Raw genomic sequence first — 25,368 nt, forward strand, 5'->3', positions numbered from 1 at the left:
ATAATGACGCGACTTGCGCTGCGCGATTTCGACGCCGTGGTGGCGGTTGCCCGGCGCGGATCGTTCCGGCAGGCAGCGATCGACCTCGGCCTGTCGACGACCGCGCTCAGCCACATGATCGCGCGGATCGAGGGCGAGCTGGGCGTGCGCTTGTTCAACCGGACGACCCGCAGCGTCGCGCTGACGGATGCGGGACACATCTTCGTCGATCGAATCGGGCCGTCGCTGCTCGACGTCCGCGAGGCGATCGAGATTGTGCGGGCCCGCGGCCAAACGCCATCGGGCACGCTGCGCATCAATGCGCCGCCATTCGCCGCGCGCTCGGCGCTGGCGGCGCTGATCCTGGAATATGTGCGGCGCTATCCTGAGGTGCATGTCGATGTCGTGACCGATGGGCGGCTGATCGACATTGTCGCCGAAGGTTTCGATCTGGGCGTCCGGGTCGCGTCACTGGTCCCCACCGACATGATCGCGCTGTCGCTGGGCGAAGCGCAGCGTTTTGCCGTCGTCGCGTCGCCCGACTATCTTGCCGCGCATGCGCCGCCGCGCGTTCCCACCGACCTAGCCGGCCATGCCTGCATCCGCGTGCGCCTCCCCGATGGTTCGCTCTACCGCTGGTATTTCGAGCAAGGCGCCGAGACGGCGCAGATCGACGTCCGCGGCCCGATGACGATTGACGATGTGACGATCGCGCGGGCCGCGGTGGTTGCGGGGATCGGGATCGGGTTCTTCTTCGAACAGGACGTCATCGCCGACATCGAGACGGGACGGCTCGTCCGGCTGCTCGACGACTGGACCCCGGCGTTTGCAGGACTCGCGCTCTATTATCCGGGCCGCCGTCACCCGTCGGCGGGGGTGGCGGCGTTTCTGGCGCTCGCGCGCGAACTGGGGCGCAAGGCCTAAGCCGCGACCGCTTCCTCGCTCTGGCTCGTCGCCGCTTCAAGCAGGCGTTTCTCGAGCGACTTCACGCGTGCCGCGCTGTCGATCTTGTCGCCGATCAGGTCGGTGACATAGAAGGTGTCGACCGCGCGTTCGCCATAGGTCGCGACGTGGGCGCTGTGGACCGTCACCTTTGACTGAAACAGCGCATAGGCGAGCTGGTTGAGCAGCGCCGGGCGGTCCTGCGCGTTGACTTCGATCACGGTGAAGCGGTTCGATGCCTTGTTGTCGACGAAGACGTTGGGGGCGATGCGGAAGGCTTCGGCGCGGGTGCGCGGGAGGGCGCGGGCTTCGAGTTTGGGGAGCAATTTATGGCGGTTAGCGAGTGCATCCTCGATCGCGCGGGTCAGGCGGCCGATCTGCCCCGGCTCGTCGAACGGGCGACCGATGGGGTCCTGGACGAGGAAATTGTCGAGCGCGAGACCGTCGCGGGTGGTGTGGATGCGCGCATCGATGATGTTGCCGCCGGCGAGGTGAATGCCGCCGGCAATGCGATAGAACAGCCCCGGGTGATCGGCGGCTAGCACCATCACCAAGGTGGCGCCGCGATCGTCGTCGGGGACCGCGGCGATGTGCAGCGGCGAATCGCCCGCCTGCCGGATATGGACGAGGTTGGCGGCGATGACCTCGACCGGTTCGGCGATCCAGTAGCTTTCGGGCAGCCGCTTGGCGACCTTGTCGAAGGTTTTCTGGTCGAAGCCGAATTGCGCCGCGACCGCCTCTTTCTTGCTGGCGATGCGTTGTTCGCGACCCTTTTGCTTGTGGCCGAGGCGCAGCACTTCTTCGGCGGCGTCATACAGCTCGGTGAGCAGCTGGCGCTTCCAGCTGTTCCATACCCCGGGACCGACGGCGCGGATATCGACGACGGTGAGGACGAGCAGCAGGCGGAGGCGCTCGGGGCTTTGCACTTCCCCCGCGAAATCGAGGATCGTCTTGAAATCGGCAAGGTCGCGTTTGAACGCGGTCGCCGACATCAGCAGGTGATAGCGCACGAGCCACGAGACGGTTTCGGTCTCGGCATCGCTGAGTCCCAGCCGCGGGCAGACGCGCAAGGCGAGCTCGGCGCCGAGCACGCTATGGTCGCCGCCGCGCCCCTTGGCGATGTCGTGGAGCAGCACCGCGACATAGACGACACGGCGCGAATGGATCTGGTCCATGATCGCGGTCGACAGCGGATGATCGTCCTTGAGCCGCCCCTGTTCGATGTCGGAGAGCAGGCCGATGGCGCGGATCGTATGCTCGTCGACGGTGTAGTGATGATACATGTCGAACTGCATCTGCGCGACGACGCGACCGAAATCGGGCACAAATCGCCCGAACACCCCCGCCTCGTTCATCCAGCGCAGCACGGTTTCGGGATCGCGCGGCGAGGTCAGCACGTCCAGGAACAGCGCGTTGGCGCGCGCGTTGCGGCGCACCCCCTGCGTCTCGATCAGCTTAGCGTCGTGCCGCGCCTGGCGCATCGCCTGCGGGTGGATTTCGAGCCCGTGTTTGTCCGCGAGCGCGAAGATTTCGATCAGCCGCACCGGATCGGCCTGAAAGAAATCATCCGCAGGCAGCGCGAGTCGACCGCGGTCGAGGACGAAGCCGTTCAGTTTGCCCGGCCGCCGCCGGATCGTCGGCAGGAAGCGCCGCCCGCGCGCCGCCATCTGATCGTCGAGATGGGCAAGGAAAGTGCCGGTGACATCGCCGACGCTTTTGGCGTGGAGGAAATAGAGCTGCATGAAGCGCTCGACCGCGCTTTTGCCCGGGCGGTCGGCGAATTGCATCCGCGCGGCGATCTCACGCTGGAAATCGAACGTCAGCCGGTCCTCTGCGCGCCCCGACAGCGTGTGGAGATGGCAGCGCACCGCGAGGAGGAAATTTTCGGCGCGCTCAAATTGGCGCAACTCGCGCGCGCTGAGCAATCCGGCGTCAACCAGCTCGGGAACGGTGCGGACGCGGTGGATGAACTTGCCGATCCAGAAGAGCGTGTGCAGGTCGCGCAAGCCCCCCTTCCCTTCCTTGATATTGGGTTCGACGACGTAACGCGAATCGCCCATCCGCTTGTGGCGCTCGTCGCGCTCGGCGAGCTTGTCGGCGACAAAGGCGCGCGTTGCCCGCGACGACTTCGGCATCGAAACGCGCCGACGCCTGATCATAGAGCGCGCGGTCGCCCCAGACGAAGCGCCCTTCGAGCAAGGCGGTGCGGATGGTCAGATCATCTTTCGCAGCGCGCACCATTTCGTCGAGCGAGCGCGATGAATGTCCGACCTTCAGCCCCAGATCCCACAGCGTATAAAGCTGCGCCTCGATCACCTGTTCGGTCCAGCTCGTCTGTTTGAACGGGGTCAGGAAGCCGATGTCGATGTCGCTGTGCGGCGCCATTTCGCCGCGGCCATAACCCCCGACCGCGATCAGCGTCAGCCGTTCGCCTGCCGAACGGTTGCCCGAGGGGTAGAGATGATCGACGGTGAAGTCGTGGCTGAGCCGGACGATCTGGTCGATCAGGAAGGCGGTGGCGTTCGCCGCAACCCGGCCCGCCGAAGGGCGTGCGAGCAGGCAGCGGTCGATCTCGGCGCGCCCGTCGTCGAGCGCTGTCTTGAGCAGCGCGACCATCGCGCGGCGGCGCATCGCGGTATCGGCATTCTCCGCGGCAATCTCGTCGAGCTGCCCCGACAGCACGCGGCGATCGATGATCGCGCGGCGCTGTTCGAGCTTGTCGAACAGGTCGCTCATGCCTCGTCCGCCAGCAGCCGTTTGAGCGCATAGAGCGCGTCGAGCGCCTCGCGCGGCGCGAGCGCGTCGGGGTCGATTGCTGCGAGCGCGTCGCGCAGCGCATCCCTGGTCGCGGCGGGCGCGGCGGCGAGGGTGGCGGCGAACAGCGGCAGGTCGTCGAGCCCGGCGGCGAGGCCACCGGTTTTCTCGCGCCCGGCTTCGAGCTTCGCCAGCACCGCTTCGGCGCGCTTGACGACCCCCGCGGGAACCCCGGCGAGGCGCGCGACGGCGAGGCCATAGCTGCGGTCGGCGGGACCGTCGGCGAGTTCGTGAAGGAGGACGAGGTCGCCCTGCCACTCCCGCGCGCGGACATGATGAAGCGAGAGCGCGTTCAGCGTCTCGGCGAGCCGCGTGAGTTCGTGATAATGCGTTGCGAAGAGGCAGCGGCACTTGTTCACTTCGTGGACGGCCTCGACCACTGACCAGGCGAGCGCGAGCCCGTCGTAAGTCGATGTGCCGCGCCCGACCTCGTCGAGGATGACGAAACTTTGCGGGGTCGCCTGCGCGAGGATCGCGGCGGTTTCGACCATCTCGACCATGAAGGTCGAGCGCCCGCGCGCGAGATTGTCGCTGGCCCCGACGCGGCTGAACAATTTGTCGACGAGGCCGAGCTTCGCCGATGCCGCGGGGACGAAGCTGCCGGCCTGCGCAAGAACGACGATCAGCGCATTCTGGCGCAGAAAGGTCGATTTGCCGCCCATGTTGGGGCCGGTGACGAGCCACAGCCGGTCGGTTTCGGACAGCGACAGATCATTGGGGACAAAACGTTCCCCCGCTTTCGCAAGTGCTGCTTCGACCACCGGGTGGCGGCCGCCAACGACGTCGAGGCACGGATCGTCAGCGAGATCGGGGCGACACCAATTGTGGCTCATCGCATGGTCGGCGAGCGCCGCGGCGACGTCGATCCGGGCGAGGACGTCGCAGCTCGCGGCGATCGCTTCGCGCCGCGCGGTCGCGGCTTCGGCAAGCGATCCGAGATGCGCGGCTTCGGCGGCGACGGCGTGAACCCCCGCTTGCGTCACCCGGCTCGCCGCCTCGTGGAGATCGGCCGAGTTGAAGCGCACGACGCCCGCGAGCGTCTGACGGTGGGTGAAGCCCGATTCGGGGAGCATCAGCGCGTCGGCGTGCTTCGCCGGCACCTCGACATGATAGCCGAGGACGCCATTGTGGCGGATCTTGAGCGAGGCGATGCCGGTGCGGTCGCGATAGCCCGCCTCGAGCAGCGCGATCGCTTTCCGCCCGTCGCGCGCGGTTTCGCGCAGTGCGTCGAGGGCGTGATCATAGCCCTCGGCGATATAACCGCCCTGCGCGGCGTCGACCGGGGGCGTCTCGATGAGCGCGCGGCTGAGCTCGTCGACCAACGCACCGTGGCCGTCGAGGGCAGGAAGCAGGCGCGCGAGTAAGGGCGGGAGATCGGGGCGGCGCGTGAGGCGTTCACGCAGCTGCCGCGCGCCGCCGAGCGCATCGCGCAGTTGCGCCAGATCGCGCGGACCGCCGCGGCCTGCGACGAGACGCCCGAGCGCGCGTCCAGCGTCGGGCAAAGCCCGAAGCGCCCCACGCAGTTCGCCGCGCCACAAGGCATCGCGTGCGAGGCCATCGACAAGGTCGAGCCGGTCGAGGATCGCGGCCGTGTCGGTGAGCGGGCTGGCGAGATCGTCGGCGAGCAGCCGCGCACCCGCCGCGGTGACGGTGCGGTCGACGGTGGCAAGCAGGCTGCCGTCGCGCGCGCCCGCCATCGTGCGGACAAGCTCAAGGCTTTCGCGCGTCGCGGCGTCGATTGCCATGCGGCCCGACGCGAGATGGCGTACCGGCGGCTGGAGGAAGGTCGGCTGGCCGGTTCCGACATGGTCGAGATAGACGACGAGCGCCCCCATCGCGGCAATCTCGCCGCGCGAGAAAACCCCGAAGCCGTCGAGGGTCTGGACGCCGAAGAAGCTTTCGAGGCGCTTTTGCGCCGCGGTGCTCGAGAAATCGCCCGGGGGCCGCCGCACGAGCTGGCGCGCGGTCCATGATGGGGCGTCACCCACCGTCTCGCTGACCAGCAGCTCCGAAGGCGCGAGCCGCGCCAGTTCGGCGTCGACCGCTTCGGGGCGTACCGCGACAACCTCGAACCGTCCGGTGGAAATATCAGCGGCGGCAATCGCGACCTCACCCTCGCTGCCGACCTCGGCGAGCGCGGCGAGGCGGTTGGCGCTGCGCCCTTCGAGCAGGCTTTCCTCGGTCAGCGTCCCTGCGGTGACGAAGCGGACGATAGCGCGCGCCACCAGCGCCTTCGACCCGCCGCGCGCCTTCGCCTCGGCGGGGGTTTCGACCTGTTCGGCGATGGCAACGCGGTGCCCGGCGCGGATCAGCCGTGCAAGATAGGATTCGGCGGCGTGGACGGGCACCCCGCACATCGCCACCGGCTGGCCCTCATGCTCGCCGCGCGAGGTCAACGCGATGTCGAGCGTTGCCGCCGCGGCCTTGGCATCGTCGAAGAACAATTCGAAAAAGTCGCCCATGCGATAGAACAGCAGGCAATCGCCCGCCTGCGCCTTCAGCGCCCAATATTGCGCCATCATCGGCGTTGCGGCGGGGGCGGCGCTGTTGCTGTTGGCGGGTTGGGGCGCGGCGGCGGGCATCGGACCCTGCTTAGTGATTGGGGGCAGCATGGCAAGGTCGAGAGGGGGCGATGGCGCCTTTGAGGTGGGCGCGGACGTAGGAAATTAGGCGACGACGATGCCCTCGCCGACAAAAAAGCCGCGTCGTCGTCGGGAATCCCGGATCAAGTCCGGGGTGGGAGAGAGAGAGAGAGAGAGAGAGAGAGAGAGAGAGAGTATCTGTGTGTTTGTCTGTCCGTCCTTGCGTGCCACCACCTCGCAACATTGCCGGGGTTACAATCGCCGCCGGTGACGTTAGGGAATGGGTTCGGGCGCGCGTCGGAAAATTTGGATAGGGGATTGATGATGGACGGCGGCAGCAAGGTGCAGTTTTCGGATCGTGAGGCTCTGCTCTACCACGAACATGGCCGGCCCGGAAAAATCGAGATCGTCGCGTCGAAACCGATGGCGACCCAGCGCGACCTGAGCCTTGCCTATTCACCCGGCGTCGCCGTGCCGGTGCTGGCGATCGCCGAAGATCCCGCCAAGGCCTATGATTACACGATCAAGGGCAATCTGGTCGCGGTCATCTCGAACGGCACCGCGATCCTCGGCCTCGGCAACCTTGGCGCGCTCGCCTCGAAGCCGGTGATGGAAGGCAAGGCGGTGCTGTTCAAGCGCTTTGCCGACGTCGATTCGATTGACCTCGAGGTCGATACCGAAGACCCGCAGCGCTTCATCGAAGCGGTCGAGCTGCTTGAACCGAGCTTTGGCGGCATCAACCTGGAAGATATTGCGGCGCCCAACTGCTTCATCATCGAACAGGCGCTGAAGGAAAAAATGAACATCCCGGTGTTCCATGACGATCAGCATGGCACCGCGATCATCACCGCGGCGGGGCTGATCAACGCCTGTTACCTGACCGGGCGCGACCTCGCGACGGTCAAGGTCGTCGTCAACGGCGCCGGCGCCGCTGCAATCGCTTGCACTTCACTGATCAAATCGATGGGCGTGCGGCACGAAAATGTCATCATGTGCGACCGCAAGGGCGTGATCTATCAGGGCCGAACCGAAGGCATGGACCAGTGGAAGTCGGCGCATGCGGTGCCGACCGAGACGCGCGACCTGACCGAGGCGCTGGTCGGCGCTGACGTGTTCCTGGGCCTGTCGGCGGCGGGCGCGCTCAAGCCCGAGATGGTCAAGGACATGGCGCCCGCACCGATCATTTTTGCGATGGCAAACCCCGATCCCGAAATCTCGCCCCCCGATGCGCGCGCGGCGCGGCCCGACGCTATCATCGCGACCGGACGCTCGGATTTTCCGAACCAGGTCAACAATGTCTTGTGCTTCCCGTTCATTTTCCGCGGCGCGCTCGACGTTCGCGCGACCGCAATCAACGAAGAGATGAAAATTGCCGCCGCCTATGCGATCGCCGATCTGGCGCGCCAGCAGGTGCCCGAAGAGGTCGCCGCGGCCTATGGCGGCCGCGCTTCGAGCTTTGGCCCCGAATATATCATCCCCTCGCCCTTCGATCCGCGCCTGATGGAAATCGTTCCCGCCGCGGTCGCCAAGGCGGCGATGGAAACCGGCGTCGCACAGAAACCGATCGCCGACCTCGACGCCTATCGCACGTCGCTCCGCGCGCGGCTGAACCCGACGACGTCGGTGCTGACGCTCGCTTATGAAGCGGCGCGCGCCAACCCCAAGCGGGTGGTGTTTGCCGAGGGCGAGGAAGAGGTGGTGCTGCGCGCCGCGATCCAGTTCCGCGACGGCGGTTATGGCACCCCGGTGCTGGTCGGGCGCGAGGGGCTGCGCGACACGCTGAAAGAAATGGGGGTCGCCGACCCCGAAAGCTACGAAGTCCACAACAGCGTCAATTCGCCGCATGTGCCGCAGATGGTCGAGATTCTGTACGAGCGGCTGCAACGGCGCGGCTATCTGCGCCGCGACGTTGAACGGATGGTCAACCGCGACCGCAACATCTTTGGCTCGCTGCTGCTCAAGCTCGGGCTCGGCGATGCGATGATCACCGGGGTCACACGCACCTATTCGCAGACGATGCGCGAAGTGCGGCGGGTGATCGACCACGCCGAGGGCAAGACGCCGTTCGGCATTCATGTTCTGGTCGGGCAGCATCAGACGATCTTCATGTCCGACACGACGGTCAACGAACGGCCGAGCGCCGAAATGCTGGCCGATATCGCCGAGCGCACCGCGCAGGTCGCGCGGCGGATGGGGCATGAACCGCGCGTCGCGTTCCTGTCCTATTCGACCTTTGGCAATCCGCCGGGCAGCTGGCTCGACAATATTCGCGATGCGGTGGCAATCCTCGATCAGCGCAAGCCGGGTTTCGAATATGAAGGCGAAATGGCGCCCGACGTCGCGCTCAATGAAAAGGTGATGGCGAAATATCCGTTCTGCCGCCTGTCGGGACCGGCGAACGTACTGGTGATGCCGGGGCTGCAATCGGCGAACCTGTCGGCCAAGCTGATGCGCGAATTGGGCGGCGGAGCGGTGATCGGCCCGATGCTGGTCGGGATGGAACATCCGGTGCAGGTCGCAACGATGGCGTCGCCGGCGTCGGATCTGGTGACCCTGGCGGTGCTGGCGGCGGGCGGGATCGCGCAGTAGCTTCTGGAGCGCACAAAGACACGAAGACGCAAAGAAGCGGATTATCCTGTCTCCGTTCATGCTGAGCATGTCGAAGGACTGTTCGTCTTTGGCGCCGCAAGACGAAAGAACCGCCCTTCGACAGGCTCAGGGCAAACAGATTTGGGACAGTCTTTGGGGATTCACCGCTTCGTGCGAACCAAATGCCGCAACCGCTCCTCCCCATCGCTTCGCGACAGGGAGGATTAAAGCATAAGCTTACTGCCCGGTGGGTGCGCCCGCACCCGGGGCGCCGACCGCGCCGATGTTGCCGAAGATATCTTCGAAGAAGCTGCGCTCGCGACCGAGCGTCGGGGTCTTGTCGCCTTCAGGGCTGATCCGGCTCACCAGTTCGAGCCCGGTGCGGTCAACCGCCGCGACGTTGCCCGCGGCATCGAAGCGAACGCGCAGCACCTGCTGATCGACCGGGCGCGGCTTGGCGAAAGCGAGCTGGCGCGTTTCACGCGAGACATAATAATATTCATTGTCGCTGAACTGGCCGACGAAGGTCGGGCGGCCCAGCGTCTTCTCGACCGATTCGCGGTTATCAACGCCGGGGGTGATCGCGCTGGTCAACAGCGGATCGACGACATAGCCCTGGCGACCCTTGAGCTGCGAACAACCGCTGGCGGTGAGCGCGACGACAAGGCCCAGAATGATCAGACGCGCGCGCGGAGCGGCAGACGAAAACTTCATATTCGGCATCTATAATCTCCGTTGCGCCTGTCGCGACATCTGCCAGCGGTCGGCGCTCGCTCTCGCGCCTCTTAACCGCAAGCGGACGCGGCGCACAAGCTGCTTGTGGCGCGGCGAAGCTTGCCAGAAGCTGACCGGCGGCCAGTGCCAGCGCCCCTTTTCGGCGGCGCCAATTGCGCCTAAGCGGTGGGCATGTTCTCGCTCCGTAATCTTTTCCGCTCGCAGCCCGACCCGCGCGAGGCGCGCCGCCCGCTGTGGAACGCCGTCGTCGCAACCGCGCGCGCGCCGCACTGGTATGCCACGGGCAGTGTCCCTGACACGCTCGACGGCCGGTTCGACATGGTCAGCCTGGTGCTGGCGCTTGTCCTCCACCGCATCGACGAAGACCCGGCAGCGGTGCGCGCCGGGGTCGAGCTGACCGAATTGTTCGTGACCGACATGGACGGCCAGATGCGCCAGATCGGCTTTGGCGACATGGTCGTCGGCAAACAGATCGGGCGGATGGTCGGCGCGCTCGGCGGGCGGCTCGGCGTCTATCGCGCCGCCGACGGGTCGGAGGAATTGCGCGCCGCGCTGGTCCGCAACCTGTGGCGGGGCAACGAACCCGACGCGGCGGGGCTGGCGCATGTCATGGCCGAGGTTGCGAAACTGCGGACGGCATTGGCGGCGACACCAGTGTCCGAACTGATTGTCGCCGACCGGCTCGGCGGAGGAGCGGCGTGAGCGCGGCGCCCGAATTTTCGTTGATCCTGACGCTGGCCGACGCCGCGCAAGGGCGCTCTGTGGCCGTCGAGGCGGATGCCGAGGGGCGCGCGCGGATTGCGCAGCGGCTGGCGCTGATCGCGGTCGATCGCTTTGCCATTGCCGCTGAGGTCCGCGGCGTCGCAGGCGGCATCGGCGCCAAGGGCGCGGTCGAAGCAAGCGTCGTTCAGCCGTGCGCCGCGACCGGGCTGCCGGTTCCGGCGACGCTGAGCGAGCCGTTCGACCTGCGCTTCCTGCGCGACATCGACGCGCCGGTCGATGCCGACGAGGAGATCGAGATCAGCAGCGAGGATTGCGACCTGTTGCCGCTGGAAGGCGACCGGGTCGATCTGGGCGAAGCGGCGGTGCAGACACTGTCGCTGGCGCTCGATCCCTTTCCGCGCCATCCCGAGGCCGACCGCGTGCTGGCAGAAAAGGGCGTGCTGAGCGAAGAGGCGACGGGGCCGTTTGCGGCGCTGGCGAAGCTGCGCGGGACGCCCGACGCTTAGCGTTCGTCGGGCGCGTCCTTTGGCGCGTCCTCGACCAGATCGGCAACTGCAGCGTCGAGTCCCGGCTCATCTTTCTCCGGTGGCATTTCGGCGGCAGGCTTGGCGGCTTGCTCAGCGGCAGCGGCAGCCTTTTCCTCGCGGCTCGGCGGTAGGGCGCCGCCCAGCGCATTGGCAAGACCGAGCAGTTGTTCGCCAATCACCTTGTCGACTGCGGGGGCGATCTCGGCAACCTTGAAGCGCATATAGCCGCCGACGACATAGTCGAAGCGCAGCGCGCTGCCGGTCGGGGTTTCCTTGATCTGGATTGTCAGCGTGCCGGTCAGCGCTTCGCCCTGAAGCGGGCCGAACGCGCCCGACAGGCGGAGCAGCTGGCCGGGTTTCGAGAACAGGACACGCGCGTGCTGGACGCTTCCGACCCCTGCGCCGGTGTCGGGAAATTTTTCGCAGAAACAGCCGCCTGCCTGCGAATCGAGCCAGAAGTTCGCGGCGTCGCCCGACCAGCTATGGTCCTTCGACCACCAGTTTTGCGGCATGCGGAGCATTTTCCACACATCAGCGGGGGTCGCGGTCACTTGCGCGGTGTGCGCGACGGTGAAACCCGCCTCGCTCTGGTCGACGACCTTGGCGGCCGCGACAGGCGCGAGAGTCAAACCTGCCGTTGCCGAAATTGCCGCCGCCACTAACGCTTTGAAATTCATCACCCGCTCCCCCGCTTGCCGCAACCGGGCTTCGTCATTGCGAGCGAAGCAAACTATCCAGGGCGGCCCTGCACCGCTCTGGATTGCCACGGGCCTGCGGCCCTCGCAATGACGATTAAGCGCGGTTGCTAGCCAGCAGGCGTGAGGACGGCTTCGATCGCGTCGTTGACTTCATCGATCGGCGCCATGCCATCGACGCGCGTCACGATGCCGCGCGCATCGTAGATCGGCAGGATCGGCGCGGTCTTGGCCCGATATTCGGCCATCCGTGTGCGCACCGTTTCCTCATTGTCGTCGGGACGGCGCTTGAAGTCATGGCTACCGCACTGGTCGCAGGTGTCGGCGACCTTCGGTAGCTTGTAGCGGTCGTGATAGCCCGCGCCGCAATTGGCGCACGAGAAACGCCCGGTGATGCGATCGACGAGGGCGTCCTCCTCGACCAGCAGTTCGATGACATGGTCGAGCTTGCGGCCGCGGTCGCTGAGGATCGTATCGAGCGCATCGGCCTGAGCCGCGGTACGCGGATAGCCGTCGAAGATCACCGAAACATCGGCGCCGAGCTGGTCGAGCCGTTCGCCGATCAAGCCCGAAACGATGTCGTCCGACACCAGCTCGCCCGCGTCCATCACCGCCTTGGCCTGGACCCCGATCGGGGTTCCCGCCTTGACCGCAGCGCGGAGCATGTCGCCAGTCGACAGCTGGACCATGCCATGCTCGTCCTCGAGCCGCACCGCCTGCGTTCCCTTGCCCGCCCCCGGCGGACCGAGCAAAATGATATTCAGCGTCATGAAAGGCCCCTGTTCCTGCCCGTTGCCCTGATCTTCTGGCGCGAATGGCCGTAGCGGGCGCTTTAGCGCCGCGCAACGCCGCCTTTCAATTTCGCCTTTTTGATCAGGTCGCCATATTGATGCGCGAGCATGTGGCTCTGGATCTGGCTGATCGTATCGATCGTCACGTTCACGATGATCAGCAGGCTGGTGCCGCCGAGCGCGAAGGGCAGGCCCGACTGGGCGATGAAATATTCGGGGACCAGACAGATCGCCGCAAGATAGGCCGCACCGAGCACGGTGATGCGCGTCAGCACATGGTCGAGATAGGCGGCAGTGTTCTTGCCGGGGCGGATGCCGGGGATAAAGCCGTTCTGGCGCTTCAGATTGTCGGCGGTTTCTTCGGGATTGAAAACGACGGCGACGTAAAAGAAGCAGAAGAAGATGATGCCCGCAGCATAGAGCGCCATGTACAGCGGCTGGCCGTGCGCCAGATACTGGTTCAGCGTGATCAGGAAATCGCTGGTCGCGGTATCGCCCTGGACATTGTTGCCCATCATCTGGGTGATCGTCAGCGGCATCAGCAGCAGCGATGAGGCGAAGATCGGCGGGATGACACCCGCGGTGTTGACCTTGAGCGGCAGATGGCTGCGGTCGGCCTGCATCCCGCCGCGCTGCGTCGCGCGCTTGGGATATTGTACGAGCACGCGGCGCTGGGCGCGTTCCATGAAGGCGATGAAGGCGATGACGATGATCGCACCCGCAAACACCGCGAGCACAGTGCCGCCGCCCATCGACCCTTCGCGGACCTGGGTGAACATCTGCGCAAAGCTGCGTGGCAACTGGGCGAGGATGCCCGCCATGATGATCAGCGACACGCCGTTGCCAATCCCGCGGGCGGTGATCTGTTCGCCGAGCCACATGAGGAACAGCGTACCCCCGACGATGCTGATCACGGCGCCGATGCGGAACATCATGCCGGGATCGACGACTGCGGCAATACCCTGGCTCGCGCCGAGCGTTTCAAGCCCGACGGCGATGAAATAGCCCTGGATTGCGGTCAGGAAGACGGTGCCATAGCGGGTATATTGGTTGAGCTTCTTGCGCCCGCTTTCGCCTTCCTTCTTGAGCGCGGCGAGGCTGGGCGACAACGCAGCGGCCAGCTGCACGACGATCGAGGCGGTGATATAGGGCATGACGCCGAGCGCGATGATGCTCATGCGCTCCAGGCTGCCACCCGAGAAGGTGTTGAAAATGTCGAGGACGCCGCCCGAGGCAGCCTGGCTGTAGAGCGTCGACAGCGCGACCGGATCGACGCCGGGAAGCGGGACGAACGACAGGAAGCGAAAAACGATCAGCGCGCCGATCGTGAACCAGATGCGGTTCTTGAGTTCGGTCGCCTTGCCGAATTTCGAAAAGTTCAGGTTGGAAGCAAGCTGATCGGCGCGAGAGGCCATGGGTATTTTCCTCGGGTTCCGGACCGCGCCCCCCGCGACCCGGCGCCTATGTGCGTTCGCAGGTCACGAAGCGCAAGGGGAAAGGCCCGATTCAAATGCGTCAGGAGCGGAGCGGCCCAACGCCGTCCGCCCCCGATACATTAGTTCTTCTTGGCGGCTGCCGTAGCCTTGCGCGTGGCCTTTTTGCCTTCGCCAGCAGGCTTGGCTTCGGGTAACTCGACCTTGCCACCAGCCTTTTCGACCGCTTCGATCGCGCCCTTTGACGCGCCGGCAACGGCGAAATTGAGCTTGGCGGTGAAGTCACCCTTGGCAAGGAGGCGGACGCCGTCCTTGCCGCCGCGAGCAACGCCCGCAGCCTTGAGCGCGGCGTGATCGATCACAGCCTTGGCATCGAGCTTCTTCGCGTCGATCAGCTTCTGGATCATGCCCAGATTGACGATCGCGAAATCCTTGCCGAAGATGTTGTTGAAGCCGCGCTTCGGGATGCGCATGTGGAGCGGCATCTGGCCGCCTTCGAAGCCGTTGATCGCGACGCCGCTGCGGGCCTTTTGGCCCTTCTGGCCGCGGCCGGCGGTCTTGCCCTTGCCCGAGCCGATGCCGCGTCCGACGCGCATGCGGCCCTTGCGGGCGCCGTTGTTGTCACGAAGTTCGTTAAGTTTGATCGTCATTGTGCACTCGCTTTCGCTTTTGTCGCGCGGATAGAAATTCAGGGAGTCGCGAGGCGTTTAGCCCTCGACGACTTCCACCATGTGCGGCAGCTTGCGGATCATTCCGCGCACTTCCGGGGTGTCGATCAGCTCGACCTCGCGGTGCATCTTGCCCAGGCCGAGGCCGGTCAGGATGGCACGCTGGCTGCTCGGCCGACGGATCGGCGAGCCGATCTGGCGAATCTTGATCTTCTTGTCAGCCATGATCTTACTCCGTCACCGCGGCGGCTTCGGCTTCGGCTGCCCGGTCGGAAGCACCGCCGCGCTTGATCAGATCCGACACCTTCTTGCCGCGACGCTGCGCGACCGACTTGGGGCTGGTCTGTTCGCCGAGCGCCTCAAAGGTCGCGCGGATCATGTTATAGGGGTTCGAGGTGCCGTTCGACTTGGTCACAACGTCAGCCACGCCGAGCGATTCGAACACGGCGCGCATCGGACCACCGGCGATGATGCCGGTACCGGCAGGTGCCGAGCGAACCGTCACCAGGCCAGCGCCGAAATGCCCGAGGCCATCATGGTGCAGCGTGCGGCCATCGCGCAGCGGAACGCGGATCATCGACTTTTTGGCAGCAGCGGTCGCCTTCGAAATGGCTTCGGGCACTTCGCGTGCCTTGCCATGTCCGAAGCCGGCGCGGCCCTTGCCATCGCCAACGACGACGAGCGCAGCGAAACCAAAGCGCTTGCCGCCCTTCACCGTTTTCGACACGCGGTTGATGTGGACGAGCTTTTCGATCAGCTCTTCGCCGCCGTCATCGTCACGCGGACGACGATCGTCACGGCGACCACGGCCACCGTCACGGCCGCCACGGTTGCCGTCGCGGCCGCCAGCGCCGCCACCACGGCCGCGGCGCGGAGCCTGACCCTCGGGGGTGGGGGCTGCTTCGGGAGCGCCTTCGACGTTCTGTACTTCGTCTGCCATGATTAGAACTCCAATCCGCCTTCGCGAGCCGCGTCGGCCAGCGCCTTGATGCGCCCGTGGAACAGGAAACCGCCGCGGTCGAACACGACCTGCGTCACACCCGCCTTTTTGGCGGCAGCGGCGAGGCGCTTGCCAACGTCGGCAGCCGCCGCGGTGGTTGCGCCGGTCTTGCCGCGGACATCCTTGTCCAGCGTCGAAGCCGCAGCCAGCGTCTGGCCGGCGGCATCATCGATAAGCTGGGCATAGATATGCCGGCCCGAACGGTGCACCGACAGGCGCGCGCGCCCACCGGCCCGCTTGCGGAGGGCGGTACGAACGCGCTGACGGCGTTTTTCGAATTGGGTAAGATGTGCCATGGCTTACTTCTTCTTGCCTTCTTTGCGGAAGATGTACTCGCCGCGATATTTGATGCCTTTGCCCTTGTAGGGTTCGGGCTTGCGCCAGCGGCGGATTTCCGCTGCAACCTGACCAACCTGCTGCTTGTCGATGCCGCTGATCTCGATCGTCGTGTTGTCGGGCGTCTTGATCTCAATGCCTTCGGGCACTGCGAAATCGACATCATGGCTGTAGCCGAGCTGCAGCTTCAGATTCTTGCCCTGCGAGTTGGCACGATAGCCGACACCGGTGATTTCGAGCACCTTGGTGAAGCCCTCGGTCACACCCGTGATCAGGTTCTGCACCAGCGTGCGCTGCATGCCCCAGAAAGCGCGAGCTTCGCGGGTGCCGTTTGCGGGCTGAACCGAAATGCTGCCGTCGCCAACTTCATATTTGATGTTGTCGGACAGCGGCATCGCGAGCGTGCCCTTCGGACCCTTGACCGACAGCTGACCGCCATCGATCGCGGCAGTAACGCCGCTAGGGATCGCGACTGCTTTTTTACCAATGCGTGACATCAGAACACCTCCGCCAGCACTTCGCCGCCGACATTATGCTCGCGAGCCTCGGCATCCGACAGGACGCCGCGCGGGGTCGACACGATGGTGATGCCCAGGCCGTTGCGCACGATCGGCAGCTCTTTCGAACCCGAATAGATGCGGCGGCCCGGCTTCGAAACGCGCGCCACATGGCGGATCGCCGGCTGCCCTTCGAAATATTTCAGCTCGATGCGGATGCCCTTGTGCTGGCCCTTGGCACCCAGCGCTTCTTCGCTGTAGCCGCGGATATAGCCTTCACGCTGGAGCACATCGAGAACGCGGACACGCAGGGTCGAAGCCGGCGTCAGGACGCTGTCCTTCTTCGCCGTCTGGCCGTTGCGGATGCGGGTGAGCATATCACCCAAAGGATCGGTCATTGCCATCTTGTCTGTCCCTTACCAGCTCGACTTAACAACACCGGGGATCAGGCCCTTGTTGGCCAGATCGCGGAGCTGAATACGGCACAGCCGGAATTTGCGATAATAAGCGCGCGGGCGCCCCGTCAGCTCGCACCGATTACGGATACGGGTCGGGTTACCATTGCGCGGGATTTCCGCCATCTTGAGGCGCGCGATCAGACGCTCGCCTTCGTCGAGCGAGGTGTCCGCCGCCATCGCCTTCAGCTTCGCGTAACGGCCGGCATATTTCTTCACCAGCTGCTTGCGACGCTCATTTTTGTTCGTCGAACTCAGTTTCGCCATGGACTTAAGCTCTCTTTCCTTTTGAGAGAGAGCCAGCCTGATCCCGAAGGATCAAGCGGCTGCCTTTTCTTCGGCTGCGATCGGGAAGGGGAAGCCGAACAGCTTTAGCAGTTCGCGGGCTTCGTCATCCGTGCGCGCCGTGGTGGTCACGATCACATCCATGCCGCGCACCTGGTCGATGCGGTCATAGTTGATTTCGGGGAAGATGATCTGCTCTTTCAGGCCCATGGCATAATTGCCACGACCGTCGAAGCTCGTCGCCGACACGCCGCGAAAATCGCGGATGCGCGGCATGGCGATGGTGATCAAGCGGTCAAGAAACTCGTACATGCGCTCGCGGCGCAAGGTGACCTTGCAACCGATCGGCATGCCTTCGCGCAGCTTGAACTGGGCGATCGACTTCTTGGCCTTGGTCACGACAGGCTTCTGGCCAGCGATCAGCTCCATTTCAGCAGCTGCCGATTCGACCTTCTTCTTGTCCTGCGTGGCTTCACCGACGCCCATGTTGAGCACGATCTTTTCGATCTTCGGCACTTCCATCGCATTCTTGTACCCGAACTTCTCGGTCATCGCCTTGACGATCACTTCGTCATAGCGGGTCCGCATGCGGGGGGTATAATTATCAGCCACTGATGGTCTCCCCGGACTTCACGGCGACACGCACCTTTTTGCCGTCCTTGGTTTCGAAACGCACGCGCGTCGGCTTGCCGCTCTTGGGATCGGCAATCGCGACCTTGCTCGCGTGCAGCGGCGCTTCCTTGCGTTCCAGACCGCCCTGCGGGTTGGTCTGGCTCGGCTTGCGGTGCCGCGTGATGACATTGACGCCCGCGACCACAACCTTGCCGTCTTTCGGCAGGCTCTGCGTCACTTCGCCGGTCTTGCCCTTGTCCTTGCCGGACAGGATGACAACCGTGTCGCCCTTCTTGATCTTCGCCATACCCATGGTCAGAGAACCTCCGGAGCGAGCGAGATGATCTTCATATAGCCACGACCGCGCAGCTCGCGGACGACGGGGCCAAAGATACGGGTGCCGATCGGCTCCTCGTTCTTGTTGACGAGCACGGCGGCGTTCGTGTCGAAGCGGATCACCGAGCCATCGGCGCGGCGCACATCCTTGCGGGTGCGGACGATGACGGCGCGATGGACGTCACCCTTCTTCACCTTGCCGCGCGGCTGAGCTTCCTTGATCGACACGACGATGACATCGCCGACGCCAGCAACACGGCGCTTCGACCCGCCCAGCACCTTGATGCACTGGACGCGCTTGGCACCGCTGTTGTCAGCGACTTCCAATTGTGACTGCATCTGAATCATCGATGCGGTTCCTTCTATTTTGGCCTACCGGGCAACCCCGGCGGTTCCGTGAACTTGTGTCAGCCTTCGGCCGCGGCGGGAGCAGCCGGAGCACTGGCGCTCTGGGGCTTGCTGTGGGTGTCGACCTTGTCGAGCACCTTCCACGTCTTGAGCTTCGAAATCGGCTTCGTTTCCTCGATGCGAACGGTTTCACCAGCCTTGATGCTGTTGTCCTCATCATGGGCGTGGTATTTTTTCGAACGACGGATGATCTTGCCGTACAGCGGGTGCTTCACCTTCCGCTCGACCTTCACCACAACGGTCTTGTCGCCCTTGTCGGACACCACCGTACCGGTCAGAATGCGCTTCGGCATCGATAGTCTCCTTACTTCGCGGCCGAGCGCGTGCGCTCGGTCTGCTGCGTCTTGATGCGGGCGATCGAACGCCGGACTTCCTTGACGCGCGATGCTTTTTCAAGCTGGCCGGTGGCCGCCTGGAAGCGGAGGTTGAACGCCTCGCGCTTCAGTTCGCCAAGCTGTTCGGCGAGCTGGTCGTCGGTCTTGGCCTTGAAATCTTCGGTCTTGGACATGGCCCTTAACCCTCCAGATGCGAGGTGTCGCCGAGACGGGCAATCACCTTGGTCTTGATCGGCAACTTCATCGCTGCACGTTCGAATGCCAGCGCGGCCACGGGGCCGGGAACGCCATCGAGTTCGAACAGGATGCGGCCCGGCTTGACGCGTGCGGCCCAATATTCAGGCGCGCCCTTGCCCTTACCCATGCGGACTTCGGCCGGCTTCGACGACACCGGGACGTCGGGGAAGATGCGGATCCACAAACGGCCCTGACGCTTGATCGCGCGGCTGATCGCACGACGCGCCGCTTCGATCTGGCGCGCGGTGATCCGCTCGGGTTCCAGTGCCTTCAGCCCGTAGGAGCCGAAGTTTAGGCTGGTCCCACCCTTGGCATTGCCATGGATGCGGCCTTTGAAGGCCTTGCGAAACTTGGTTTTCTTCGGTTGCAACATGTCAGTTGTCCTTAGCGGCGATCTTCACGAGCCGGACGGACGCCCGTCGTCTGTGCATCGAGCATCAAACGGTCGGTCGCCATCGGGTCGTGGCCGAGAATCTCGCCCTTGAAGATCCACACCTTGATCCCGCACACGCCATAAGCGGTGTGCGCGGTCGATTCGGCATAGTCGACATTGGCGCGCAGCGTGTGCAGCGGCACGCGGCCCTCGCGGTACCATTCGGTACGCGCGATTTCCGCGCCGCCGAGACGGCCGGCGCAGTTGATGCGGATGCCTTCGGCGCCCAGACGCATCGCCGACTGCACCGCACGCTTCATGGCACGGCGGAACGCGACGCGGCGTTCGAGCTGGTCGGCAATACCCTGACCGACGAGCTTGGCGTCGACTTCGGGCTTGCGGATTTCGACGATGTTCAGCGACACGTCGCTGCCCGTCAGTTCGCCGAGCTTCTTGCGAAGCTTTTCGATGTCAGCGCCCTTCTTGCCGATGATGACACCCGGACGGGCGGCATAGATCGACACGCGGCACAATTTGGCGGGACGCTCGATCACGACCTTCGAGATCGCGGCCTGCGGCAGGGTCTTGAACACATACTGACGGATCTTCAGATCCTCGACCAGCATGCGGCCATAGTCCTGACCTTCGGCGAACCAGCGGCTGTCCCAGGTGCGGTTGACCTGCAGGCGCAGGCCGATCGGATTGCTCTTCTGGCCCATATTACGCCTCTTCTTCCTGTTCGCGCACAACGATGCGGATGCGGCTGAACGGCTTGACGATCCGGGTCGACTTGCCGCGGCCACGAGCGTGCCAGCGCTTCATCGAGATCGACTTGCCGACGCTTGCTTCCTGGATGACCAGCGCATCAACGTCGAGGTTGTGGTTGTTTTCCGCGTTGGCGACGGCGCTGGCGAGAACCTTGCGCACGTCGACAGCCATCGCCTTCTTCGAGAAGGTGAGGATGTTCATCGCGTCTTCGACCTTGCGGCCGCGGATCAGCGCGGCGACGAGGTTGAGCTTCTGCGCCGAACCGCGAATCTGCGTGCCGACCGAAAGCGCCTCGTTATCCGCAACGCGGCGGGGGGACTTTTCCTTGCCCATTAGCGTTTGCCCTTCTTGTCGGCAGCGTGACCGGGGAAGAAGCGCGTCGGCGCAAATTCACCCAGCTTCATGCCGACCATGTCTTCGTTGACCGATACCGGCACGAACTTGCGGCCGTTATAGACGTTGAAGGTCAGCCCCACGAACTGCGGCAGGATGGTGGACCGGCGCGACCAGGTTTTGATAGGCGCATTGCTGCTGCCTTCCTGGGCCGTTTCGGCTTTCTTGAGCAGATGAAGGTCCACGAAAGGACCCTTCCAGACCGAGCGAGCCATGGCTTACCTCTTCTTCTTCGCGTGACGCGACCGGATGATCATCTTGTCGGTCGATTTGTTGTGGCGCGTGCGAGCACCCTTGGTCGGTTTGCCCCACGGGGTAACCGGATGACGGCCGCCCGAGGTGCGGCCTTCGCCGCCGCCATGCGGGTGATCGACCGGGTTCTTCGCAACGCCGCGGGTCAGCGGACGCTTGCCGAGCCAGCGGCTGCGACCGGCCTTGCCGAGGTTGGTGTTCTGGTTGTCGGGGTTCGACACCGCGCCCACCGTGCCCATGCAATCGCCGCGGATGTAACGCTGTTCGCCCGAACCGAGACGCACGATGACAAGACCGCGGTCACGACCGACGACCTGCGCATAGGTGCCAGCCGAACGGGCGATCTGGCCGCCCTTGCCCGGCTTCATTTCGATGTTGTGGACGATCGTGCCGACCGGCATCTGCGACAATTCCATCGCATTACCCGGCTTCACGTCGGTCTTTTTGCCGGCGATCACCTTGTCGCCAACCGCCAGACGCTGCGGCGCCAGGATGTAAGCGACGCGGTCCTTGCCGGCATCGTCCGCGCCATAGTTGACCAGCGCGATGAAGGCGGTGCGGTTAGGATCATATTCCAGCCGCTCGACGGTGCCTTCGACATCCCACAGGCGGCGCTTGAAATCGACGATGCGATAACGCTGCTTGTGACCGCCGGCGATGCCGCGCGAGGTGACATGGCCCTTGTTGTTGCGGCCACCGGTCTTGCTCTTGCCTTCGGTCAGCGCCTTGACAGGCTTGCCCTTCCACAGCGACGACTTGTCGACGAGGATCAGGCCGCGCTGTGCGGGGCTGGTCGGATTATAGGACTTAAGTGCCATTTTCTTTGCCTCTTCCTACAATCAGATGCCGCTGGTGACGTCGATCGACTGGCCTTCGGCCAGACGAACGACCGCCTTCTTCACGTCGCTGCGGGTGTAGGGCTTGCCCTTCCAGCGCTTGGTCTTGCCCTTGGTGATGAGCGTGTTCACGCCGATCACCTTGACATCGAACAGCGCCTCGACGGCGGCCTTGATGGCGGGTTTGGTCGCATCGCCTGCGACCTTGAACACCACCGCGTTGTTTTCGCTGAGCATCGTCGATTTTTCGGTGATCACTGGAGCCAGGATCACGTCATAGTGACGAGCGTCGACCGTTTTTGCCTTAGCCATTGAAGCGTGCCTCCAGCTTTTCGAGGCCGGCGCGGGTCAGGACCAGCGTATCGGCGCGCAAAATGTCATAGACGTTGGCGCCCATCGCCGGCATCGAATTGATGCCGATCAGGTTGGCCGACGCCATGGCGAAGCTTTCGTGCACCGCATCGCCATCGATGAAGAGTGCGCGATTGCCGAGTTCGAGCTTGCCGAGCTGGCCGGCGAGCGCCTTGGTCTTGGCGTCCTTGAGCTCGAGGGTATCGAGAACGAGGATCTTGCCGCCCTTCGCCTTGTCGCTCAGCGCCATTTTCAGGCCGAGCGTGCGGATCTTCTTGTTCAGCGAGTGACCGAAGGTGCGGGCACGCGGGCCGTGTGCCTTGCCGCCGCCGATGAAGATCGGGGCTGCGCGATCGCCGTGACGCGCGGTACCGCCGCCCTTCTGGTTGCCGAACTTCTTGCCGGTGCGCGACACATCGCTGCGTTCGCGCGCGGCGCGAGCCGGGCCACGTCGCTTTTCGAGCTGCCAGCTGACAACGCGGTGAAGGATGTCGGCCCGCGGGTCGACGCCGAACACATCGTCGTTGAGATCGATGTCTGCGCCGGCCTTGCCGTCAATGGTGTGAACCTTGACCTTCATGATCAGGACTCCTGTGCGCCGTCGGTGGTGGCAGTGTCGACCACGGTGTCTTCGACCGGGGTGTCCACAGGCGCATCAGCCGGGGCTTCGTGATTGGCGTTCGCCGCGCTCTTGATGCCCGCCGGATAGGGGGCTTCGGGATGACGCGGCAGCTTGACGGCGTCGCGGACCATCAGCCAGCCACCCTTCGAGCCCGGGACCGAGCCCTTGACGAAGAGAAGGCCGCGCTCGACGTCGGTGCGGACGATTTCGAGATTCTGCTGGGTGCGCTGACGGTCGCCCATGTGGCCGGCCATCTTCTTGTTCTTGAAGACGCGGCCCGGATCCTGGCGGTTACCGGTCGAACCATGCGCACGGTGGCTGATCGAAACGCCGTGGGTGGCGCGCATACCGCCGAAGCCCCAACGCTTCATCGCACCGGCAAAGCCCTTGCCCTGGGTTACGCCCTGGATATCGACGATCTGGCCAGCGACGAAATGGTCGGCCGACAGTTCGGCGCCGACGTCGAGCGTCGCGTCGTCAGCGACGCGGAATTCAACGACCTTTGCCTTCGGCTCGACTTCGGCCTTGCCGAAGGCGCCGCGCTGCGGCTTGGCGACGTTCTTCGCCTTGGCCGATCCGGCACCGAGTTGGACGGCGACATAGCCGTCGCGTTCTTGTTCGCGCACAGAGATAACCTGACAGCCTTCGAGGCTCAGGACGGTGACGGGCACGTGGCGGCCGTCGTCCTGAAACAGGCGGGTCATCCCCATTTTCTTCGCGATCACGCCAGTCCGCATGATCATACTCCTCAACAGAGGCCGGGCGGACCATTCCGCACGGCGTGCGGGATCCCGTCAGGCCAAAACCCGACGAGAACCCTCCCAGCCCAGAATTTCGATGGTCGCCCCGTCCGGGCTGAGGTGCCGCCTTCCCGAAGGAGAAGCGGCGAGACGGGGGACGCAGCCCGGTCGATATGCCTTCCGAAGAAGGCGACCGGCGGTATCCACCCTATCGTCGGTCCGGATTTCTCCGGACAATGCAGCCACCAAAGTGCCTGCCGATAGAGACCCTCGCTATTGCGAGGGCGTCGCTGGCCTAGGCCAGCTTGATTTCGACGTTCACGCCCGCGGCAAGGTCGAGCTTCATCAGAGCATCTACCGTCTGCGGGGTGGGCTGCACGATATCGAGCAGCCGCTTGTGGGTACGCACCTCGAACTGCTCGCGCGACTTCTTGTCGATGTGCGGGCCGCGGTTCACGGTGAATTTTTCAATGCGCGTCGGCAGCGGGATCGGGCCGCGAATAAGCGCTCCGGTACGACGCGCCGTATCGGCGATGTCGGTGGTGGCCTGATCGAGCACGCGGTGATCAAAGGCCTTGAGGCGAATGCGAATATTCTGCGTTTCCATGACTGTTCCAGTCGAATCCCGTCTGACGATGCGAAAGAGCCGAAATGGCCTGTTCCGGCCCCCTAGTGGAAGCCGGCTCGGCCATTAAAAATCTTTAAGCTACGAGCCGCCCGAATCGCTTCCGAATCAGGCGGCTCGCGGCCCTATATTACTTTGTGATCGTCGCCACAACCCCTGCGCCGACGGTACGACCGCCTTCGCGGATTGCGAAGCGCAGACCCGGGTCCATGGCGATCGGAGCAATCAGCTTGACCGCCAGCTGGACGTTGTCGCCCGGCATGACCATCTCGGTGCCCTCGGGGAGGATGACCTCGCCGGTGACGTCCGTGGTGCGGAAGTAGAACTGCGGACGATAGTTGGCAAAGAACGGCGTGTGACGGCCGCCTTCGTCCTTCGACAGCACATAGACTTCCGAGGTGAACTCGGTGTGCGGCTTGATCGAACCGGGCTTGCAGAGCACCTGGCCACGCTCGACTTCTTCACGGCCGACACCGCGGATCAGCGCACCGACGTTATCGCCAGCCTGGCCCTGGTCGAGCAGCTTGCGGAACATTTCGACGCCGGTCACGACGGTCTTCTTGGTGTCCTTGATGCCGACGATTTCGACTTCTTCACCGACCTTGACGATGCCGGTTTCGATACGGCCGGTGACGACGGTACCACGACCCGAGATCGAGAACACGTCTTCGATCGGCATCAGGAAGGGCTTGTCGAGCGGGCGGTCGGGCTGCGGGATCCATGCGTCGACGGCTTCCATCAGCTTGAGGATGGCGTCCTTGCCGATGTTGTCGTCGCGGCTTTCGAGCGCAGCAAGCGCCGAACCGGTGACGATCGGAATATTGTCGCCGTCAAAGCCACGCTTCGAAAGCTCTTCGCGGATTTCCATCTCGACGAGTTCGAGCAGCTCGGGATCGTCCAGCTGATCGACCTTGTTGAGGAAGACGACCATGGTCGGAACGCCAACCTGCTTGGCGAGCAGGATGTGCTCCTTGGTCTGCGGCATCGGGCCGTCAGCGGCCGACACCACCAGGATTGCGCCGTCCATCTGGGCAGCACCGGTGATCATGTTCTTCACATAGTCAGCGTGGCCCGGGCAATCGACGTGCGCATAGTGGCGGGCAGCCGTTTCATATTCGACGTGTGCGGTCGAAATGGTGATACCACGCTCGCGCTCTTCGGGAGCTTTGTCGATGTTCGCGAAATCGACGGCGGTGCCGCCGGTCGTTTCGGCGAGCACCTTGGTGATCGCTGCGGTCAGCGAGGTCTTGCCATGGTCGACGTGACCGATGGTGCCGATGTTGCAGTGCGGCTTGTTCCGCTCGAATTTTGCCTTGGCCATGATTTTACCCTTGTCCTTCGTCTGGCGTGTCTAAATGCTCAGAAAATTGTTCGTTCGGCGGAACCGCCTGTTGAAACAGGCGCCGCCATTAGTCGGCTTTGCAGAAGA

The 25,368-nt window shown here is 64.3% G+C and carries 31 protein-coding genes and 1 pseudogene; 4 read left to right on the top strand and 28 right to left on the bottom strand.

Annotated features, from left to right (window positions below):
• The first annotated feature begins 3 nt into the window (after window positions 1–3).
• Window positions 4–903 carry a LysR substrate-binding domain-containing protein gene (locus IPF76_RS04605; RefSeq protein ID WP_293840253.1) on the top strand — a complete coding sequence of 300 codons (900 nt, stop codon included), beginning with the start codon at window positions 4–6 and terminating at the stop codon, window positions 901–903.
• Here the strand turns inward: IPF76_RS04605 and IPF76_RS04610 are convergent.
• Together IPF76_RS04610 and mutS are read right to left on the bottom strand one after the other, a co-directional pair.
• A pseudogene (locus tag IPF76_RS04610) lies at window positions 900–3,657 on the bottom strand ([protein-PII] uridylyltransferase). The gene IPF76_RS04605 and the pseudogene IPF76_RS04610 sit on opposite strands and share 4 nt — an antisense overlap.
• Window positions 3,654–6,317 (bottom strand): DNA mismatch repair protein MutS, encoded by a 2,664-nt coding sequence (mutS, locus tag IPF76_RS04615; RefSeq protein ID WP_293840256.1) that lies wholly within the window; start codon window positions 6,315–6,317, stop codon window positions 3,654–3,656. The pseudogene IPF76_RS04610 and the gene mutS overlap by 4 nt, the downstream one beginning before the upstream one ends.
• Window positions 6,318–6,641: 324 nt before the next feature.
• On the opposite strand from mutS, the gene IPF76_RS04620 reads away from it, so the two are divergent.
• A complete protein-coding gene (locus tag IPF76_RS04620; protein ID WP_293841922.1) occupies window positions 6,642–8,906 on the top strand; it encodes an NADP-dependent malic enzyme in 2,265 nt (754 codons plus the stop codon).
• Window positions 8,907–9,143: 237 nt separating this feature from the next.
• Here the strand turns inward: IPF76_RS04620 and bamE are convergent, their stop codons facing one another.
• Window positions 9,144–9,620 carry an outer membrane protein assembly factor BamE gene (gene bamE, locus IPF76_RS04625; RefSeq protein ID WP_293840258.1) on the bottom strand — a complete coding sequence of 159 codons (477 nt, stop codon included), beginning with the start codon at window positions 9,618–9,620 and terminating at the stop codon, window positions 9,144–9,146.
• Window positions 9,621–9,812: 192 nt separating this feature from the next.
• On the opposite strand from bamE, the gene IPF76_RS04630 reads away from it, so the two are divergent.
• Together IPF76_RS04630 and IPF76_RS04635 are read left to right on the top strand one after the other, a co-directional pair.
• Complete coding sequence (locus IPF76_RS04630; RefSeq protein ID WP_293840261.1) at window positions 9,813–10,343, top strand: ubiquinol-cytochrome C chaperone family protein; 531 nt, start codon at window positions 9,813–9,815, stop codon at window positions 10,341–10,343.
• Entirely contained in the window at window positions 10,340–10,870 is a 531-nt protein-coding gene (locus tag IPF76_RS04635) for a DUF177 domain-containing protein (protein ID WP_293840263.1), read from the top strand. The genes IPF76_RS04630 and IPF76_RS04635 overlap by 4 nt, the downstream gene beginning before the upstream one ends.
• Here the strand turns inward: IPF76_RS04635 and IPF76_RS04640 are convergent.
• From IPF76_RS04640 to tuf, 25 genes are all read right to left on the bottom strand, one after another.
• A complete protein-coding gene (locus tag IPF76_RS04640; RefSeq protein WP_293840266.1) occupies window positions 10,867–11,568 on the bottom strand; it encodes a hypothetical protein in 702 nt (233 codons plus the stop codon). The two genes, IPF76_RS04635 and IPF76_RS04640, sit on opposite strands and share 4 nt — an antisense overlap.
• A 128-nt stretch (window positions 11,569–11,696) precedes the next feature.
• Window positions 11,697–12,356 carry an adenylate kinase gene (locus IPF76_RS04645; RefSeq protein ID WP_293840268.1) on the bottom strand — a complete coding sequence of 220 codons (660 nt, stop codon included), beginning with the start codon at window positions 12,354–12,356 and terminating at the stop codon, window positions 11,697–11,699.
• Window positions 12,357–12,418: 62 nt separating this feature from the next.
• Window positions 12,419–13,792: a preprotein translocase subunit SecY gene (secY, locus tag IPF76_RS04650; protein WP_293840271.1), complete on the bottom strand. Its 1,374-nt coding sequence runs from the start codon at window positions 13,790–13,792 to the stop codon at window positions 12,419–12,421.
• A gap of 140 nt (window positions 13,793–13,932) precedes the next feature.
• Window positions 13,933–14,460 carry a 50S ribosomal protein L15 gene (gene rplO, locus IPF76_RS04655; protein WP_293840273.1) on the bottom strand — a complete coding sequence of 176 codons (528 nt, stop codon included), beginning with the start codon at window positions 14,458–14,460 and terminating at the stop codon, window positions 13,933–13,935.
• A gap of 57 nt (window positions 14,461–14,517) precedes the next feature.
• Complete coding sequence (rpmD, locus tag IPF76_RS04660; RefSeq protein ID WP_293701256.1) at window positions 14,518–14,703, bottom strand: 50S ribosomal protein L30; 186 nt, start codon at window positions 14,701–14,703, stop codon at window positions 14,518–14,520.
• A gap of 4 nt (window positions 14,704–14,707) precedes the next feature.
• Window positions 14,708–15,418 (bottom strand): 30S ribosomal protein S5, encoded by a 711-nt coding sequence (gene rpsE, locus IPF76_RS04665; RefSeq protein ID WP_293840275.1) that lies wholly within the window; start codon window positions 15,416–15,418, stop codon window positions 14,708–14,710.
• Window positions 15,419–15,420: 2 nt separating this feature from the next.
• Entirely contained in the window at window positions 15,421–15,774 is a 354-nt protein-coding gene (gene rplR, locus IPF76_RS04670) for a 50S ribosomal protein L18 (RefSeq protein ID WP_088439820.1), read from the bottom strand.
• Window positions 15,775–15,777: 3 nt separating this feature from the next.
• Window positions 15,778–16,311: a 50S ribosomal protein L6 gene (rplF, locus tag IPF76_RS04675; RefSeq protein ID WP_293840277.1), complete on the bottom strand. Its 534-nt coding sequence runs from the start codon at window positions 16,309–16,311 to the stop codon at window positions 15,778–15,780.
• Window positions 16,311–16,715 carry a 30S ribosomal protein S8 gene (gene rpsH, locus IPF76_RS04680; RefSeq protein WP_167920387.1) on the bottom strand — a complete coding sequence of 135 codons (405 nt, stop codon included), beginning with the start codon at window positions 16,713–16,715 and terminating at the stop codon, window positions 16,311–16,313. The genes rplF and rpsH overlap by 1 nt, the downstream gene beginning before the upstream one ends.
• A gap of 12 nt (window positions 16,716–16,727) precedes the next feature.
• Complete coding sequence (gene rpsN, locus IPF76_RS04685; protein WP_293840283.1) at window positions 16,728–17,033, bottom strand: 30S ribosomal protein S14; 306 nt, start codon at window positions 17,031–17,033, stop codon at window positions 16,728–16,730.
• A gap of 51 nt (window positions 17,034–17,084) precedes the next feature.
• Window positions 17,085–17,663 (bottom strand): 50S ribosomal protein L5, encoded by a 579-nt coding sequence (gene rplE / locus IPF76_RS04690; protein ID WP_293840286.1) that lies wholly within the window; start codon window positions 17,661–17,663, stop codon window positions 17,085–17,087.
• Window positions 17,656–17,976 carry a 50S ribosomal protein L24 gene (gene rplX, locus IPF76_RS04695; RefSeq protein ID WP_088439827.1) on the bottom strand — a complete coding sequence of 107 codons (321 nt, stop codon included), beginning with the start codon at window positions 17,974–17,976 and terminating at the stop codon, window positions 17,656–17,658. The genes rplE and rplX overlap by 8 nt, the downstream gene beginning before the upstream one ends.
• A 2-nt stretch (window positions 17,977–17,978) precedes the next feature.
• Window positions 17,979–18,347 (bottom strand): 50S ribosomal protein L14, encoded by a 369-nt coding sequence (gene rplN / locus IPF76_RS04700; RefSeq protein ID WP_088439828.1) that lies wholly within the window; start codon window positions 18,345–18,347, stop codon window positions 17,979–17,981.
• 59 nt (window positions 18,348–18,406) lie between these two features.
• Entirely contained in the window at window positions 18,407–18,700 is a 294-nt protein-coding gene (gene rpsQ, locus IPF76_RS04705; RefSeq protein WP_293840289.1) for a 30S ribosomal protein S17, read from the bottom strand.
• A gap of 11 nt (window positions 18,701–18,711) precedes the next feature.
• The gene (rpmC, locus tag IPF76_RS04710; protein WP_039578281.1) at window positions 18,712–18,915 is read right to left on the bottom strand and encodes a 50S ribosomal protein L29; all 204 of its coding nucleotides are present in this window, start codon (window positions 18,913–18,915) and stop codon (window positions 18,712–18,714) included.
• A gap of 5 nt (window positions 18,916–18,920) precedes the next feature.
• The gene (gene rplP, locus IPF76_RS04715) at window positions 18,921–19,352 is read right to left on the bottom strand and encodes a 50S ribosomal protein L16 (RefSeq protein WP_293840292.1); all 432 of its coding nucleotides are present in this window, start codon (window positions 19,350–19,352) and stop codon (window positions 18,921–18,923) included.
• 11 nt (window positions 19,353–19,363) lie between these two features.
• Window positions 19,364–20,071 carry a 30S ribosomal protein S3 gene (gene rpsC, locus IPF76_RS04720; RefSeq protein WP_120217696.1) on the bottom strand — a complete coding sequence of 236 codons (708 nt, stop codon included), beginning with the start codon at window positions 20,069–20,071 and terminating at the stop codon, window positions 19,364–19,366.
• 1 nt (window position 20,072) lies between these two features.
• Window positions 20,073–20,453: a 50S ribosomal protein L22 gene (gene rplV, locus IPF76_RS04725; protein WP_088439838.1), complete on the bottom strand. Its 381-nt coding sequence runs from the start codon at window positions 20,451–20,453 to the stop codon at window positions 20,073–20,075.
• Window positions 20,453–20,728 (bottom strand): 30S ribosomal protein S19, encoded by a 276-nt coding sequence (gene rpsS, locus IPF76_RS04730; RefSeq protein WP_039578279.1) that lies wholly within the window; start codon window positions 20,726–20,728, stop codon window positions 20,453–20,455. Before rpsS ends, rplV begins: the two co-directional genes overlap by 1 nt.
• Before the next feature lie 3 nt (window positions 20,729–20,731).
• Window positions 20,732–21,583, bottom strand: a complete 852-nt coding sequence (rplB, locus tag IPF76_RS04735; protein ID WP_293840297.1) for a 50S ribosomal protein L2 — start codon at window positions 21,581–21,583, stop codon at window positions 20,732–20,734.
• Window positions 21,584–21,604: 21 nt separating this feature from the next.
• The gene (locus IPF76_RS04740) at window positions 21,605–21,913 is read right to left on the bottom strand and encodes a 50S ribosomal protein L23 (protein WP_293840300.1); all 309 of its coding nucleotides are present in this window, start codon (window positions 21,911–21,913) and stop codon (window positions 21,605–21,607) included.
• Window positions 21,906–22,532, bottom strand: a complete 627-nt coding sequence (gene rplD, locus IPF76_RS04745; RefSeq protein WP_088439844.1) for a 50S ribosomal protein L4 — start codon at window positions 22,530–22,532, stop codon at window positions 21,906–21,908. Before rplD ends, IPF76_RS04740 begins: the two co-directional genes overlap by 8 nt.
• Window positions 22,533–22,534: 2 nt before the next feature.
• Window positions 22,535–23,311 carry a 50S ribosomal protein L3 gene (rplC, locus tag IPF76_RS04750; protein WP_293840302.1) on the bottom strand — a complete coding sequence of 259 codons (777 nt, stop codon included), beginning with the start codon at window positions 23,309–23,311 and terminating at the stop codon, window positions 22,535–22,537.
• 298 nt (window positions 23,312–23,609) lie between these two features.
• On the bottom strand, window positions 23,610–23,921 hold the full coding sequence (gene rpsJ, locus IPF76_RS04755; protein ID WP_011543089.1) for a 30S ribosomal protein S10: 312 nt from the start codon (window positions 23,919–23,921) through the stop codon (window positions 23,610–23,612).
• A gap of 148 nt (window positions 23,922–24,069) precedes the next feature.
• Window positions 24,070–25,260, bottom strand: coding sequence for an elongation factor Tu (gene tuf / locus IPF76_RS04760; RefSeq protein WP_293840305.1), 1,191 nt, complete (start codon window positions 25,258–25,260; stop codon window positions 24,070–24,072).
• Between the last annotated feature and the right edge of the window lie 108 nt (window positions 25,261–25,368).

This window comes from Sphingopyxis sp., from assembly GCF_016704835.1.
Classification (GTDB): domain Bacteria; phylum Pseudomonadota; class Alphaproteobacteria; order Sphingomonadales; family Sphingomonadaceae; genus Sphingopyxis.